This window comes from Bradyrhizobium sp. S69 (genome assembly GCF_009766005.1).
Lineage (GTDB): Bacteria > Pseudomonadota > Alphaproteobacteria > Rhizobiales > Xanthobacteraceae > Bradyrhizobium.
In genome coordinates, this window is record NZ_LMUK01000012.1 from 1 (window position 1) to 15,000 (window position 15,000).

Annotated in this window: 9 protein-coding genes, 1 tRNA gene, 1 rRNA gene and 1 riboswitch; of the genes, 6 read left to right on the forward strand and 5 right to left on the reverse strand. The window is 61.9% G+C overall.

The window, feature by feature from the left end:
- Positions 1-289 precede the first annotated feature (289 nt).
- The 3 genes from GSQ88_RS04230 to GSQ88_RS04240 are packed head-to-tail and all read right to left on the reverse strand — an operon-like array spanning position 290 to position 3,213.
- Positions 290-1,234, reverse strand: coding sequence for a prephenate/arogenate dehydrogenase family protein (locus GSQ88_RS04230; protein WP_159006145.1), 945 nt, complete (start codon positions 1,232-1,234; stop codon positions 290-292).
- Entirely contained in the window at positions 1,231-2,328 is a 1,098-nt protein-coding gene (locus GSQ88_RS04235; protein WP_159006146.1) for a pyridoxal phosphate-dependent aminotransferase, read from the reverse strand. The genes GSQ88_RS04230 and GSQ88_RS04235 overlap by 4 nt, the downstream gene beginning before the upstream one ends.
- 36 nt (positions 2,329-2,364) lie before the next feature.
- Complete coding sequence (locus GSQ88_RS04240) at positions 2,365-3,213, reverse strand: chorismate mutase (protein WP_159006147.1); 849 nt, start codon at positions 3,211-3,213, stop codon at positions 2,365-2,367.
- A gap of 234 nt (positions 3,214-3,447) precedes the next feature.
- Positions 3,448-3,527: riboswitch (SAM riboswitch) on the forward strand.
- Positions 3,528-3,612: 85 nt separating this feature from the next.
- Between GSQ88_RS04240 and metX the strand changes: the two genes are divergently transcribed.
- Together metX and metW are read left to right on the forward strand one after the other, a co-directional pair.
- Positions 3,613-4,815 (forward strand): homoserine O-acetyltransferase MetX, encoded by a 1,203-nt coding sequence (gene metX, locus GSQ88_RS04245; RefSeq protein WP_159006148.1) that lies wholly within the window; start codon positions 3,613-3,615, stop codon positions 4,813-4,815.
- 1 nt (position 4,816) lies between these two features.
- Positions 4,817-5,485, forward strand: coding sequence for a methionine biosynthesis protein MetW (gene metW / locus GSQ88_RS04250; RefSeq protein WP_159006149.1), 669 nt, complete (start codon positions 4,817-4,819; stop codon positions 5,483-5,485).
- A gap of 3 nt (positions 5,486-5,488) precedes the next feature.
- Here metW and GSQ88_RS04255 read toward each other — a convergent pair whose 3' ends face one another.
- Positions 5,489-6,349: an alpha/beta fold hydrolase gene (locus GSQ88_RS04255; protein ID WP_159006150.1), complete on the reverse strand. Its 861-nt coding sequence runs from the start codon at positions 6,347-6,349 to the stop codon at positions 5,489-5,491.
- A gap of 234 nt (positions 6,350-6,583) precedes the next feature.
- Here GSQ88_RS04255 and GSQ88_RS04260 point away from each other — a divergent pair, with 234 nt between their 5' ends.
- Entirely contained in the window at positions 6,584-7,252 is a 669-nt protein-coding gene (locus tag GSQ88_RS04260) for a TIGR02594 family protein (RefSeq protein WP_159006151.1), read from the forward strand.
- Positions 7,253-7,492: 240 nt separating this feature from the next.
- Positions 7,493-10,132 (forward strand): ATP-dependent chaperone ClpB, encoded by a 2,640-nt coding sequence (clpB, locus tag GSQ88_RS04265; protein WP_159006152.1) that lies wholly within the window; start codon positions 7,493-7,495, stop codon positions 10,130-10,132.
- Positions 10,133-10,223: 91 nt separating this feature from the next.
- Here clpB and GSQ88_RS04270 read toward each other — a convergent pair whose 3' ends face one another.
- Positions 10,224-12,290, reverse strand: coding sequence for a M23 family metallopeptidase (locus GSQ88_RS04270; protein ID WP_159006153.1), 2,067 nt, complete (start codon positions 12,288-12,290; stop codon positions 10,224-10,226).
- An 865-nt stretch (positions 12,291-13,155) separates the two neighbouring features.
- Between GSQ88_RS04270 and GSQ88_RS04275 the strand changes: the two genes are divergently transcribed.
- Positions 13,156-14,646, forward strand: a 16S ribosomal RNA gene (locus GSQ88_RS04275).
- A 212-nt stretch (positions 14,647-14,858) separates the two neighbouring features.
- Positions 14,859-14,935, forward strand: a tRNA-Ile gene (locus tag GSQ88_RS04280).
- The last annotated feature ends 65 nt before the right edge of the window (positions 14,936-15,000 follow it).

Below are 15,000 nucleotides of genomic sequence, written 5' to 3' on the forward strand. Positions count from 1 at the left end.
TCCGCTGAACCTGTATGCTCGTGTGCGCTTTTTGTTTGCTACTTTTGCACGCGAGACCGCGGGTGCAGCGCGCACCCGGTCTTCCCTGCGCCCTCTCTTGAGGGTCGCGCCTGCGCCCTCTCTTTTTAGGGCGAACTAATTTTGCAAAACTCGGGCGAATGCCGTCGCGAGAATGCGGAGTTGTGTTTGGTGATCGTAGCCCGCATGAGCGAAGCGATATGCGGGACCGCGGCAGACCCGCATGTCGCTTCGCTCATGCGGGCTACCGGCTACGACGTACGCAACGTTCTCACTCCGGCTTCTTCGCCAAATTCGCATGCGGGCGGCCGAAGTCGGGCGCGGCGGAATCCTGGCCGATCTCGACGATGCCGCGACGGATGGCGCGGGTCCGGGTAAAATGCTCGAACAGCGCCTCGCCGTCGCCGCGGCGGATCGCGCGGGTGAGTTTTGCGAGATCCTCGTTGAAGGTGCCGAGCATTTCCAGCACGGCCTCCTTGTTGGCGAGAAACACGTCGCGCCACATGATCGGGTCGGATGCGGCGATGCGCGTGAAGTCGCGAAAGCCGCCGGCGGAGAACTTCAGCACTTCGGATTGCGTGACACCTTCAAGCTCATCCGCCGTGCCTACGATTGTATAGGCGATCAGATGCGGCAGATGGCTGGTGATCGCCAGCACCATGTCATGATGGTCCGGCGTCATGATCTCGACCCTGGCGCCAAGGCCGGCCCAGAAAGCGCGCAGTCTTTCCACCGCGGCGGGGTCGGTGCCTTCAGGCGGGGTGAGAATGCACCAGCGGTTGATGAACAGTTCCGCAAAACCCGAATCAGGGCCGGAATGCTCGGTGCCGGCGACCGGATGCGCCGGCACGAAATGCACGCCGGCCGGAAGGTGCGGCGCCATGTCCCGCACCACCGCGCCCTTGACCGAGCCGACATCGGAGATGATCGCGCCCGGCTTGAGATGCCGAGCGATTTCCTGCGCCACCGGGCCGCAGGCGCCGACCGGAATGCAGAGGATGACGAGATCGGCATCCGCTACGGCCTCAATATTGGTCTCCACCACGCGATCGACGATACCGAGTTCGGCGACCCGCGCGCGCGTCTTCGGCGAGCGCGCGGTGGTGACGATTTCTCCCGCCAGCCCCTGCGCCCGCGCGGCGCGCGCGATCGAGCCGCCGATCAGCCCGAAGCCGATCAGCGCGATCTTGCCAAAGATCGGCGTTGCGACGCTCACTTGTTGGCCATGAAGTCGCGCAAGCCGTCCAGCACCAGGCGGTTGGCTTCCTCGGTACCGATGGTCAGGCGCAGCGCATGCGGCAGGCCGTAATTGTTGAGCGCGCGCAGCACCAGGCCCCGCTTGGTCAGGAAAGCGTCGGCCTCGGCCGAGGTCTTGCCCTTCTCCAGCGGGAAATGGATCAGCACGAAATTGGCCACGCTCGGCGTCACCTTGAGTCCGAGCTTTGTCGCCTCGTCCGTCAGCAGGTTGCGCCACTTCTCGGTGTGGGTCTTGGACATCTGCTGATGCGCGGTGTCCTCGATCGCCGCGACCGCGGCCAGCATCGCCGGCGTCGACACGTTGAAGGGGCCGCGGATCCGGTTCACGGCATCGACGATATTGGCCGGCCCGAACATCCAGCCGATCCGAAGCGCTGCCAGCCCGTGAATCTTGGAGAAGGTGTGGGTCATCACCGTGTTCTCGGTGGTCGCGACCAGTTCGATGCCGATCTCGTAATCGTTGCGAGACACGTAATCGGAATAGGCCGCGTCGAGCACCAGCAGCACATGGCCCGGCAGGCCGGCGCGCAGCCGCTTGACCTCGTCGAACGGCAAATAGGTCCCGGTCGGGTTGTTCGGGTTGGCGAGCCACACCAGCTTGGTGCGCGGCGACACCAGTTTCAGGATCGCATCGACATCGGCGGTGAAATTCTTTTCCGGCGCGACCACGTTGATGGCGCCGTTCGCCATCGTGGCGATCGGGTACACCAGGAAGCCGTGGGTGGTGGAGATAGCTTCGTCGCCGTGGCTGAGATACGTGTGCGCCAACAGATTGAGGATTTCGTCCGAGCCGGCGCCGCAAATGATGCGGTCGGGATCGAGCCCGAAGGCGCGGCCGATCGCCTCGCGCAGCACCCGCGACGTGCCTTCCGGGTAATCCTCCAGATGCGTCGCCGCCTGCTTGTAGACCTCCATCGCCTTCGGCGAAGGCCCGAACGGGGTTTCGTTGGCCGACAGCTTGAACACCTTGCGCCCGGGCTCCGGCACCGGGCTCTTGCCGGGGGTGTAGGGCGCAATATCGAGAATGCCGGGATTCGGCACGGGACGGGACATCTTCAACTCCGGATTATCAGGCAGCCTGGGCTATCGTTAAGCTTTGGCCGAACCGTTCGGGGGCACCGTATAGCGCGTTGCGTGGCTGCCGACGAGGGCCGACGAGCGCACCGAGGCTCCGGCCTCGATCAATGCGCTCTTGATCTTTTCGAGGCCCGAGCCCGCGATCGATACCAGCAAAGCCGCGCCGTCAAAGGCGGTGTCGGGTACCGCGACGATGTCGGCCAGCGGCGCCAGTGCGCGAGCGGTGTCGGCGTTCCAGCCGGAAACGCGGATGCTCCACATCTCGACTTCGGTCACCATCGCGTCGTCGGCGACGCGCGAGATCACGAACACCGGCAGCGCCGCGGGATGATCGGCGCGTTCGAGGAACGGAAGCCGGGCGATGATTTTTGGCGCGCCATCGGCTTCCAGCGCGTTCCACCACGGCGACCGGCTCGAGATCGCCGAGACCAGCGCCAGATCGCCCTTCGACTTCGCCACCGCCTCGACGGCGGCCTGCGCGCTGAAATGCGACACATAGGGCACCACGAAGCCGAAATGAAACCGCGCCGAATCCCGCATCGCGGATTCTCCGACCGACACGTCGGCATGCACCGAGAACGGCGCCTGCACGTAAGTGAACGTCGAGATGATGACGCGCCAGATGCTCTCGATGGTGTCGAGCGGCAGGATGCCGCGATGACGCCGCACCAGCTCGCGCATCATGCTGGCTTCACGCGCGGGACGGAACGCCGAGCCGACTTCCTGGGTCTGCTTCACCCGGATCAGCCGATCGATGATGTCGCCACGCGCCATCAGCAGGCGGTGGACCTGCTCGTCGATGGCGTCGATCTCTTTGCGCAGCTCCTGCAACGACGGCGGAGCGGGGGGTGGTTGCGACATGCGGGAAACCTGATCGATGGCTTGTTGGAGCGGTCGGGAAAACGGGCCCTCATCCTGAAGAGTGGCGTCTTCGCCGCGTCTCGAAGGATGGTGTTCTCTCCCATGGTTCGAGATGGCGCAAGTGCGCCTCCTCACCATAAGGTCTGCAATGCAGGGACGGCCGGCCAAACGAGAGCCAGCACCCCCGTTAACCCAAGGCCTCCCTTGACGAAAACCCTGCGCGCGCCTATCTTTTGGGCGTTCCGTGGTCATTTGAGCCGGCCGGCTTGCAGCCACGTTAAACAACTCGCTAAACAGGCCGGGGACAATTTTGATCCCGGTCGAACCTATGTTCAGGCCGGGTTTTTTATGGCCTGCTTTTTGGGAGGTGCAAAACCTCCGGAAGAGTCTGGTGCTGTGATGGCCAACGTGCAGTCGATAGCAAGTCCGGCGATTCATCCCGAGGATCGCGCGCATGAGACGGATCATCCGAGTTCGCTGCTCGCGAAATTCGGCATGGACCAGCCGCTCAAGCTCGATTGCGGCATCGATCTCACGCCGTTCCAGATCGCCTATCAGACGTATGGCGAGCTCAATGCCGATCGCTCCAATGCCGTCCTGGTCTGTCATGCGCTGACCGGCGATCAGCACGTCGCCAACATTCATCCGGTGACAGGCAAGCCCGGCTGGTGGGAAACCCTGGTCGGTCCTGGCCGTCCGCTCGATACCGACCGTTATTTCGTGATCTGCTCGAACGTGATTGGCGGTTGCCTGGGTTCGACCGGGCCGGCCTCGACCAATCCGGCGACCGGCAAAGTGTGGGGGCTGGATTTTCCGATCATCACCATTCCCGACATGGTGCGCGCGCAAACCATGCTGATCGACCGGCTCGGCATCGCGACCTTGTTCTGCGTGGTCGGCGGCTCGATGGGCGGCATGCAGGCGCTGCAATGGACCGCGGCCTATCCGGAACGGGTGTTCTCGGCGCTGGCGGTGGCGTGCAGTACGCGGCATTCGGCGCAGAACATCGCGTTCCACGAACTCGGCCGGCAGGCGGTGATGGCCGATCCCGACTGGCACCATGGACGCTACTTCGAGCAGGGCACCCATCCGCATCGCGGCCTCGGCGTGGCGCGGATGGCGGCGCATATCACTTATCTGTCGGACGCAGCCCTGCATCGTAAATTCGGCCGGCGGATGCAGGACCGCGAGCTGCCGACATTTTCGTTCGATGCGGATTTCCAGGTCGAGAGCTATCTGCGCCATCAGGGCTCGTCCTTTGTCGAGCGCTTCGATGCCAACAGCTATCTCTATCTGACACGGGCGATGGACTATTTCGACATCGCCGCCGACCATGGCGGCGTGCTGGCGCGGGCGTTTCGCGGCATCCAGACCCGGTTCTGCGTGGTGTCGTTCACCTCCGACTGGCTGTTCCCGACCACGGAATCCCGCGCGCTGGTGCACGCGCTCAATGCATCGAGCGCGCGGGTGTCGTTCGCCGAGATCGAGACCGATCGCGGCCACGACGCGTTCCTGCTGGATGTGCCCGAATTTTTCGACATTTCGCGGGGCTTCCTGCAATCCGGCGGCGCGGCGCGCGGCCTCCCTAAGGCCGGAGGCTGATATGGCCGCACAGCAACAAGCCCTGCCGCTGAACGGCATCGCGCCGGAGCCCGCGGTCACCTATCGCGGCGACCATCTGCTGGTCGCCGAAATGGTCGAGCGCGGCTCGAAAGTGCTCGACGTCGGTTGCGGCGAAGGCGATCTGTTGCGGCTGCTGGAGACCCGGGGCATCGACGGGCGCGGCATCGAGCTGTCGCGCGAAGGCGTCAATCGCTGCGTTGCCAAGGGGCTTGCGGTGGTACAGGGCGACGCCGACACCGACCTCGCCAATTATCCCGACGATGCCTTCGACTATGTGATCCTGTCGCAGACGCTGCAGGCGACGCGGCAGCCGAAGGTGGTGCTGGAGCATCTGTTGCGGATCGGGCGGCGCGCCATCGTCTCGTTCCCGAATTTCGGGTTCTGGAGAATGCGGCTGCAGCTCTTGGTCGGCGGCCATATGCCGCGCACCGAAAACCTGCCGTCGACCTGGTACGACACGCCGAACATCCACTTTTGCACCATCAAGGATTTCGTCCAGCTCTGCGACGAGATCAACGTCAAGATGGAGCGCGCGGTAGCGCTCGATCTCTACGGCCGCCCGCTGCGGCTCAATCTGCCGTGGTGGTTCTGGAACATGTTCGGCGAGCAGGGCGTGTTCCTGCTGAGCCGCGCGGAGAAGGGGCGGTGACGATCACCCCATCGACCTTGGATCGCGCACCGGCCATCTCCCGGCTTCGACCAGCGCGATGAAGCGCTCGACCATCTCGTTGAACAAAGCGGGCTCTTCGAGATTGAGCACATGGCCTGACTTCGGAAACAGCGTCAGGCCGGCCGCGGGGAGATGCTTCTTCAGGAACAGACTCGGCGCGACGCAGGCGTCGTCCTCGTCACCGCAGATGATCAGCGCGGGCGTCGGCACCTTTCGGATCGCCTCGGTCAAAGTGTAGATCGAGGGCCGGCCGCCCTGAAAGCCGCGCATGGTGTTGGCCGAGCCCTTGGAATCGTGCCGTGCCAGCGCCGCATAAAAATCCGCGTGTCCGCGCGGGTCCTTGACCAGGAACGGAATCCGGCCCGGCGCCTCGCGGGTCACCTTGGCGACTTCCGCCGATCCGAGGGTCTCGAATTGCTCGCCGTTGAGCTGGCACTGCTTGCGGAAGGCTTCGAGGTTGTCGAGATCCGATCCCGAGCCGACGCCGGCCAGCGTCATCGAGCGCGCGCGCTCCGGGGCATGCAGGCCGACCTGCAGCGACGAATACGACCCCATCGACAGGCCGACGAAATGCGCTCTGTCGATCCCCAGATGATCGAGCACCGCGAGCGCGTCGGTGTAGAAATGCTTGTAGGTGTAGGCCTCTGGTGTCGGTGGCACGTCGGACGGCGCATAGCCGCGCGCGGAGTAGGCGATACAGTGGTGGCCGCGCGAAAAATATCGCATCTGCGGCTCCCAATTGGTGTGGTCGGCGGCGAATTCGTGCAGGAAAATGATCGGCGTTCCGCTGCCCGCCTCCTCGTAATGCAGACGGACATTATCTTTCGTAATGGCATGGGGCATTTGTCATTCGTTCTCGTGGGCCGCCCCGAATTTTGCAGTTAATTCTCGTGTCTGCAATGCGGCGAAACAGGTTCTTTTCCGTCATCAAATGATCGCGGAATGACCCCGAAATCGTTTCCGCACTGCCGCATGAAATCTTCCTCTCGCCACACCAAAAATTTCAAACCCGCCGCCGCATTCGTCTCGCGTGGACGCGATGGGGAATGGGGGTGTGTCACAGAGGATCGAGTAAGTATGGTTCAGTTGTTTGCGTTTCGCCGGTCGCTTCGTTTCATCGCGCTGGCTATGTGTTCGATGGCTCTCGCCGTTGTATCAATCTCTCCGGCTTCCGCACGGTCTCACCACGGCACACGATCTCACTACAGCGTCAGGCATCACGCGTCGGCGCATCATGCCGGCCGATATTTGGCGTATCGCCACTACCGGCACGTCACGCGGCGATCGCGTTGGGACGCTGGCGTAGCGCAGATGCGAGCCGGCGGCTTCGCCAATGCCAACGCCAGTATTGCATCCGGCACGGCTTCCGCCGGCATGGAGCCGTCGGGCGGCTTTGGCTCATCGAACATCGTCTCCGAAGCGCGCCGTTACCTCGGCGGCAATCCCACCAGCCGCGGCAGCCTGTGGTGCGCGCGTTTCATGAACTTGGTGCTTCAGCGCACCGGCTATAAGGGCACCGGCTCGGATATGGCTGCTTCCTTCGCTCATTACGGCCAGCGCGTCTCCGGACCCGAGGTCGGCGCCATCGCCGTGATGGGCCGGCGCGGTGGCGGCCATGTCGGTATCATCACCGGCATCGATGCCTCGGGAAATCCGATCATGATCTCGGGCAATAACGGCAACCGGGTCCGTGAAGCGCCGATCTCGCGCGGCCGAATCTACGCCTACGTCATGCCGACGGGCTAGGAATCAGCGGTTCCTCTCTCCTCAACCGGGGGAGAGGCCACCCGCCCGGGGCCGAACGCACGAATTTGTGAAGTCGCCTCTTCCGTTTTCAGGTGGCTGTTCCCACATTTGCTTCAAGCCGGCGTAAGCGTCGGCGACGAGCGCTGGCGGGTTGAGGAACGTCAGCGCGGCTTGCGGAAACCCAATGAAGATGCCGTGGCAGTGCCTTCGGGGCTGAGCGGCAGGCTGAGGGAATTACCGATGAATATTGAAAAATACACCGAGCGTGCGCGCGGTTTTATCCAATCTGCGCAATCGCTGGCGATGCGTGACGGCCACCAGCAGTTCTCGCCGTTGCATATGCTCAAAGTGCTGCTGGACGACAGCGAGGGCCTCGCGGGCGGTCTGATCGACCGTGCCGGCGGCAATTCGCGTGCGATCCTCAAAGCCACCGAGGACGCGCTTAACAAGCTGCCCAAGGTTTCCGGAAGCGGCGCGGGGCAGGTCTATCTCGCGCCTGAACTGGCGCGTGCGTTCGATGCCGCGGAAAAGGCCGCCGACAAGGCCGGCGACAGTTTTGTCACGGTCGAACGGCTGCTGCTCGGGTTGGCGCTCGAGAAGGACGGCGAAGCCGGCGCCATCCTGAAAAAAGGCGGCGTCACGCCACAAAATCTCAATGCCGCGATCGAGACCCTGCGCAAGGGCCGCACCGCGGATTCCGCGACGGCCGAAAATGCCTATGACGCGCTGAAGAAATATTCCCGCGACCTGACACAGGCCGCGCGCGACGGCAAGCTCGACCCGGTGATCGGGCGCGACGAGGAAATCCGCAGGACGATTCAAGTTCTGTCCCGCCGCACCAAGAACAACCCCGTGCTGATCGGCGAACCCGGGGTCGGCAAGACCGCGATCGTCGAAGGCCTCGCGCTGCGCATCCTCAATGGCGACGTGCCGGAGAGCCTGAAAGACAAGAAACTGCTGTCGCTCGATCTCGGCGCGCTGATTGCCGGGGCAAAGTACCGTGGCGAGTTCGAGGAGCGGCTGAAAGCGGTGTTGCAGGAGGTCACCTCGGCCGAGGGCAGCATCATCCTGTTCATTGACGAGATGCACACGCTGATCGGCGCCGGCAAGGCCGATGGCGCCATGGACGCGTCCAATCTGTTGAAACCCGCGTTGGCGCGGGGCGAATTGCATTGTATTGGCGCCACCACGCTCGATGAATACCGCAAGCACGTCGAAAAGGACGCCGCGCTGGCGCGCCGGTTCCAGCCGATCTTCGTCTCCGAGCCGACGGTCGAAGACACCATCTCGATCCTGCGCGGCCTGAAAGACAAATACGAGCAGCATCACGGCGTCCGTATCACCGATTCCGCCTTGGTGGCGGCGACCACGCTGTCGAATCGCTACATCACGGACCGTTTCCTGCCTGACAAGGCCATCGACCTGATGGACGAGGCGGCGGCGCGGCTGAAGATGCAGGTCGATTCCAAGCCGGAAGAACTCGATTCGATGGACCGGGAAATCATCCGGCTGAAGATCGAGCAGGAAGCGCTGAAGAAGGAGAGCGACGCGGGCTCGAAAAGCCGGCTGCAGACGTTGGAAAAGGAACTCGCCGAACTCGAGGAGAAGTCGGCAGCGCTGACGTCGCGCTGGAGCGCGGAGAAAAACAAGCTTTCCAACGCCCAGAAGCTCAAGAGCGAGCTCGACGGCTTGCGTATCGAACTCGCCGACGCCCAGCGTCGCGGCGAATATCAGCGCGCGGGTGAGCTGGCCTATGGCCGGATCCCCGAGCTCGAGCGAAAGCTCGCCGACATCGAAGCCAAGGAAAATGCCGGCGAGATGATGGAGGAGGCGGTCACGGCCAACCACATCGCGCAGGTGGTGTCGCGCTGGACCGGCGTGCCCGTCGACAAGATGCTGGAAGGCGAAAAGGACAAGCTGCTGCGGATGGAAGATAGCCTCGGCAACCGCGTGGTCGGCCAGGCTGAAGCCGTGCGGGCGGTCGCAACCGCGGTCCGGCGTTCGCGCGCGGGTCTGCAGGATCCCCACCGGCCGATGGGCTCGTTCATGTTCTTAGGCCCGACCGGCGTCGGCAAGACCGAACTGACGAAAGCCCTGGCGGAGTATCTGTTCAACGACGAGACCGCGATGGTTCGCCTCGATATGTCCGAATACATGGAGAAACACTCGGTGTCGCGGCTGATCGGCGCGCCCCCGGGCTATGTCGGATATGACGAGGGTGGGGCGCTCACCGAAGCCGTGCGACGGCGGCCCTACCAGGTCGTGCTGTTCGACGAGATCGAGAAGGCGCATCCCGATGTCTTCAACGTGCTGTTGCAGGTGCTCGACGACGGCCGCCTGACCGACGGTCAGGGCCGCACCGTGGATTTCCGCAACACGCTGATCATCATGACCTCGAACCTCGGTTCGGAATTCCTGGTCAACCAGCCGGAAGGCGAGGATACCTCTGAGGTACGCGAACAGGTGATGGGCATGGTGCGGGCGCATTTCCGCCCCGAATTCCTCAACCGCGTCGATGAGATCATCCTGTTCCATCGCTTGCAGAAGAGCGAGATGGGCCGGATCGTCGAAATCCAGTTCGGACGGCTCACGCGGCTATTGGAGGAGCGCAAGATCGTGCTCACGCTCGATGCCGCGGCGCGTGACTGGCTGGCGGCCAAGGGCTGGGATCCCGCCTATGGCGCAAGGCCGCTGAAACGGGTGATCCAGCGCCATGTGCAGGATCCGCTGGCCGAGATGATCCTCGCCGGTGAGGTCAAGGATGGCGATCACGTCGCCATCTCGGCGAAGGGCAATGTGCTGACGTTCAACGGCAACGCGACGCAAAACGCCGAGATTTCCCGGTTCGACGCGCCGGTATCGAAGCGCAAGCTGAACTGACGAAGACAATACGACCCTCTCCGCGGTGCGGGGAGGGTCGATCTGCCTTCGGCAGTGCCATCGAATTCCGAAGATTTCAGGTATTTTTGGCTCAGCGGTTGCTGACCTGCTGGACCCGTACGGGTCCGCCGGTGGCATCCGACATCCGGGCGGTGCCGTTGCGATTGCTCATCATGGTATCGAGGCGATCGCGCTCTTTCTCGAAGTTCGTCATCAGCGGCCCTTCCAGCGAGCGGCCGCGCGGCAGCTTGATGCGCATCGGATCGACGAAACGGCCGTTCACCAGAATTTCGTAATGGACGTGGGGGCCGGTGGATTGTCCGGTCGAACCGACAAAGCCGATCACCTGGCCTTGCCGAACCTGCTTGCCGACTTCGAGGCCCTTGGCGAACGCCGACATGTGTCCGTAGGCGGTCTCGTAGCCATTATTGTGCTTCAGCTTGACGTATTTGCCGTAGCCGCCTTCCAGGCCGGCGACTTCGACGGTGCCATTGCCGGAGGCAAAAATCGGTGTTCCATAGGCCGTGGCCCAGTCGACACCGGTGTGCATCTTGACGTAGCCGAGGATCGGATGGCGCCGGCTGCCGAAGCCCGATCGCATGATCGCGTTGTTGACCGGCTTGCGCACCAGGAACTTCTTCGCGCTCTTGCCGGTCTCGTCATAATAGTCGACGACTGAATCGTCGGGGGTCTGGAAGCGATAATATTTCTTGGTCTCGCCGGCGACCGTGAGCGAGGCGAACAGCACCTCGTTCTTTTCGGTGATGGTGGAACCTTCGTCTTCGCCGGCATAAAACACGTCGAAGGAATCGCCGGGTTGCACCTTGCGCTGGAAGTCGACGTCGTAGGAGTAGATGCGCACCATGTCGTCGATGACGCTCGGCGGCACCTTGTTGCGCAGCGCGGTCTCATAGATGCTTTGATAGAGCCGCACCCCGGATCCATCATCATCGTCATCGTCGTCGCTGCTATTTTCGGCGGTATCGGTCGCCGTGTTCATGCTCTGGACGTCGACGGCGACATATTTGCCGAGATCGGACAATGCGGTGACGGCCTCGACCGCGGAATCATTGGCGATGATCACCCGGTACGGCTGTAGGCGCTGGCCGGGTCCGGCGGGCGCCATCAGGACGCGCACCTTCTCGCCTTCCTTCAGGCCACCGTCGCGGCCGCGGGCGCCGAGCGTGGTGGCGATCGACTTGGTCTCGTCCGGCGTGGCGGCCTGATCGCGCAGGATCGATGTGATGGTATCGCCCTTCTTGACCACATGGACGCGTTCGCCGGCGGCATTGGCGCCGCTAGCCTGTTCCTTGGTCTTCGGCAGCAACGTGACGTTTTCCGGAACCACCCGGGTTTCGAAGCCCATATAGGGGTCGGCAGCGCTGCCCTCGGCCGCATAGGCCATCTTGGCGTCCGATTGCGCGCCGGTAACGTCGGCCGCAGCGCTGGCAAGCGCCGCGTAGCGCACGCCGCCGCTGTTGCCGTGCCAGTTGGAGGCGTCGCGTACCCGCATCAGGATATCGTCGAGCGCCACCACAGCGGCGATTTTCGCCTTGGGCAGCACCGGTCCGAGGTCCTTGGTCACGAACGAAACCTCGGCATCGGGTTCGGCCGCATCGGCGGCATTCGGATCGTCGGTCGTGGCGGGCGTGGGATCGCCGACATCGGTCAGCAGGCGCTGGGCATTAAAGGGCGGGATCTTGGCGCTGAGGTCGCTGGTGGTCAGCGACAGATTGCCGGATATCCGGATGAACGGCCGCACCCGCATCACATCGCGGTTGCCGACGCGGGTGACCGTCGAAACCCGTAATACGTTCCGCGCGGCGGTCGATTCGCCGGGCGGCGGCAGGCGATCGCTTTTGCGCAGGCTGGCGGTTCGGTCATTGGCGCCGAAGGCGCCCCGCAACGCGCCCTCGACCCGTTCCGGCACCTTGGCGAAGGTCATTTCGCCGTCCAGCGACGCAAAAACGGCGCCGCCGATCAGAGCTGCGCCGCATAGACCGGTCAGGATGGTGCCGCTGAACCATTGTACGGAGACACGGCGGCGATCAATCACCGCGGCTTCGGAGCCATCAACGGAAAGCGGCGGCTCGTGACCGAGATCGATGATCCCGGTCTCGCGTCCGTAGCTGCCCCCGCGTGACGTCCTGTGGTTCAAACCACCGTCCCCCGAATTTCCATCAACATTCGCTGCGACCCTCGCTCAGTCCGAACCCAGGATCGCCCTCCGTGGAGAGGATTCGGGATCGCGGCATGCTTGTATGGCTGTCCGGAGTTGAAAGGCCAAGGCGTTAGAAGAAGGCAGAGGCAATGGCCGGAATCTCAGACAACGTCGGTGTGAAGGTCTCTCGATGTTTCCAGGCCGGAAGGGAAGGCGACGTTTTCTTGAGAGATCGCCGCTCCCCTGTGGATAATCGCCGGCAGCCCCCACTGGCACCAACGATTCAACGCTTACTTAATAGCCAGAACGTCGCAGGATTGTGGCTCAAGTACGGCTTAAAGTCCTTAAAAATCGAAGGTTCTGCGCCGCAGAAGATTCTCAGGGGTGATGCGACGATTTGTTGACAATGGGCGTTGACAACCCCGATCGGCGGGGCCTATAACCCGGCCACTGAGCGCGGCGGTGCTTTGGCCCTGGCCACGGCAACCTTCCGCGCCTCTGAAGCTCCTCATTACGATGAGTGAATCAACAGCCGATAGTAATCGGTTGTTATTTGCCGTCGAGTGAGTTGCTCAGGACCTCCTAGAAGTAGGAGATGGGTTCTTCGGATCCCGGGCTGTTTGACAAGTGAAGATGAAGAAAGAGAAACGTGGACGGCGGAGTCCTTGCGAGCCTCGATTGATTGAGAACTTCGGTTTTTGATTTTTCGGGACTGGACGAAAGACTTCGGCGGTACACGTTTTAAAGGTTACACCATCGTTGTCCGCGATGTGAATCGCAGGCAGCTTGTTGGCTTCGGCTAACAAAAAATGGTGGGACCTCGTCAAAAACGTTGTGATCAGCCGGTTTGAAGTTTCAAGTCCAACTTGAGAGTTTGATCCTGGCTCAGAGCGAACGCTGGCGGCAGGCTTAACACATGCAAGTCGAGCGGGCATAGCAATATGTCAGCGGCAGACGGGTGAGTAACGCGTGGGAACATACCTTTTGGTTCGGAACAACACAGGGAAACTTGTGCTAATACCGGATAAGCCCTTACGGGGAAAGATTTATCGCCGAAAGATTGGCCCGCGTCTGATTAGCTAGTTGGTGAGGTAACGGCTCACCAAGGCGACGATCAGTAGCTGGTCTGAGAGGATGATCAGCCACATTGGGACTGAGACACGGCCCAAACTCCTACGGGAGGCAGCAGTGGGGAATATTGGACAATGGGCGCAAGCCTGATCCAGCCATGCCGCGTGAGTGATGAAGGCCCTAGGGTTGTAAAGCTCTTTTGTGCGGGAAGATAATGACGGTACCGCAAGAATAAGCCCCGGCTAACTTCGTGCCAGCAGCCGCGGTAATACGAAGGGGGCTAGCGTTGCTCGGAATCACTGGGCGTAAAGGGTGCGTAGGCGGGTCTTTAAGTCAGGGGTGAAATCCTGGAGCTCAACTCCAGAACTGCCTTTGATACTGAGGATCTTGAGTTCGGGAGAGGTGAGTGGAACTGCGAGTGTAGAGGTGAAATTCGTAGATATTCGCAAGAACACCAGTGGCGAAGGCGGCTCACTGGCCCGATACTGACGCTGAGGCACGAAAGCGTGGGGAGCAAACAGGATTAGATACCCTGGTAGTCCACGCCGTAAACGATGAATGCCAGCCGTTAGTGGGTTTACTCACTAGTGGCGCAGCTAACGCTTTAAGCATTCCGCCTGGGGAGTACGGTCGCAAGATTAAAACTCAAAGGAATTGACGGGGGCCCGCACAAGCGGTGGAGCATGTGGTTTAATTCGACGCAACGCGCAGAACCTTACCAGCCCTTGACATCCCGGTCGCGGACTCCAGAGATGGAGTTCTTCAGTTCGGCTGGACCGGAGACAGGTGCTGCATGGCTGTCGTCAGCTCGTGTCGTGAGATGTTGGGTTAAGTCCCGCAACGAGCGCAACCCCCGTCCTTAGTTGCTACCATTTAGTTGAGCACTCTAAGGAGACTGCCGGTGATAAGCCGCGAGGAAGGTGGGGATGACGTCAAGTCCTCATGGCCCTTACGGGCTGGGCTACACACGTGCTACAATGGCGGTGACAATGGGACGCTAAGGGGCAACCCTTCGCAAATCTCAAAAAGCCGTCTCAGTTCGGATTGGGCTCTGCAACTCGAGCCCATGAAGTTGGAATCGCTAGTAATCGTGGATCAGCATGCCACGGTGAATACGTTCCCGGGCCTTGTACACACCGCCCGTCACACCATGGGAGTTGGTTTTACCTGAAGACGGTGCGCTAACCCGCAAGGGAGGCAGCCGGCCACGGTAGGGTCAGCGACTGGGGTGAAGTCGTAACAAGGTAGCCGTAGGGGAACCTGCGGCTGGATCACCTCCTTTCTAAGGATGATCCTTCAGATAGCTTGCTATCTATCGGATCGTTTTAGAAACATCAGTGGCCAACAGTCGTCAGGATTGTTGAGCTGCATTGGCGGGATTTCGCCGTCTTCGTTTCTCTTTCTTCGCGGACGAACACGCGCCAGAAGCTTGCGCTTGTGCGATGCATTGGCGTGAGCTGATGCGCGCGAGCGAGCAATGCTTCTAGTCGTTAGGGGCTTGTAGCTCAGTTGGTTAGAGCGCGCGCTTGATAAGCGTGAGGTCGGAAGTTCAAGTCTTCCCAGGCCCACCACTTTGATCGAGTGCGGTTTCCCTCGAAAGAGGAACGTCTCAACAATCGACGGAAAGCATTCGTCT

What these genes read in the sequence shown, in the direction of transcription:
- clpB (WP_159006152.1), top strand. Translation starts at nt 7,493, where the DNA reads ATGAATATTGAAAAATACACCGAGCGTGCGCGCGGTTTTATCCAATCT.
- GSQ88_RS04235 (WP_159006146.1), bottom strand. Translation starts at nt 2,328, where the DNA reads ATGTCCCGTCCCGTGCCGAATCCCGGCATTCTCGATATTGCGCCCTAC.
- GSQ88_RS04255 (WP_159006150.1), bottom strand. Translation starts at nt 6,349, where the DNA reads ATGCCCCATGCCATTACGAAAGATAATGTCCGTCTGCATTACGAGGAG.
- GSQ88_RS04240 (WP_159006147.1), bottom strand. Translation starts at nt 3,213, where the DNA reads ATGTCGCAACCACCCCCCGCTCCGCCGTCGTTGCAGGAGCTGCGCAAA.
- metX (WP_159006148.1), top strand. Translation starts at nt 3,613, where the DNA reads ATGGCCAACGTGCAGTCGATAGCAAGTCCGGCGATTCATCCCGAGGAT.
- GSQ88_RS04260 (WP_159006151.1), top strand. Translation starts at nt 6,584, where the DNA reads ATGGTTCAGTTGTTTGCGTTTCGCCGGTCGCTTCGTTTCATCGCGCTG.
- metW (WP_159006149.1), top strand. Translation starts at nt 4,817, where the DNA reads ATGGCCGCACAGCAACAAGCCCTGCCGCTGAACGGCATCGCGCCGGAG.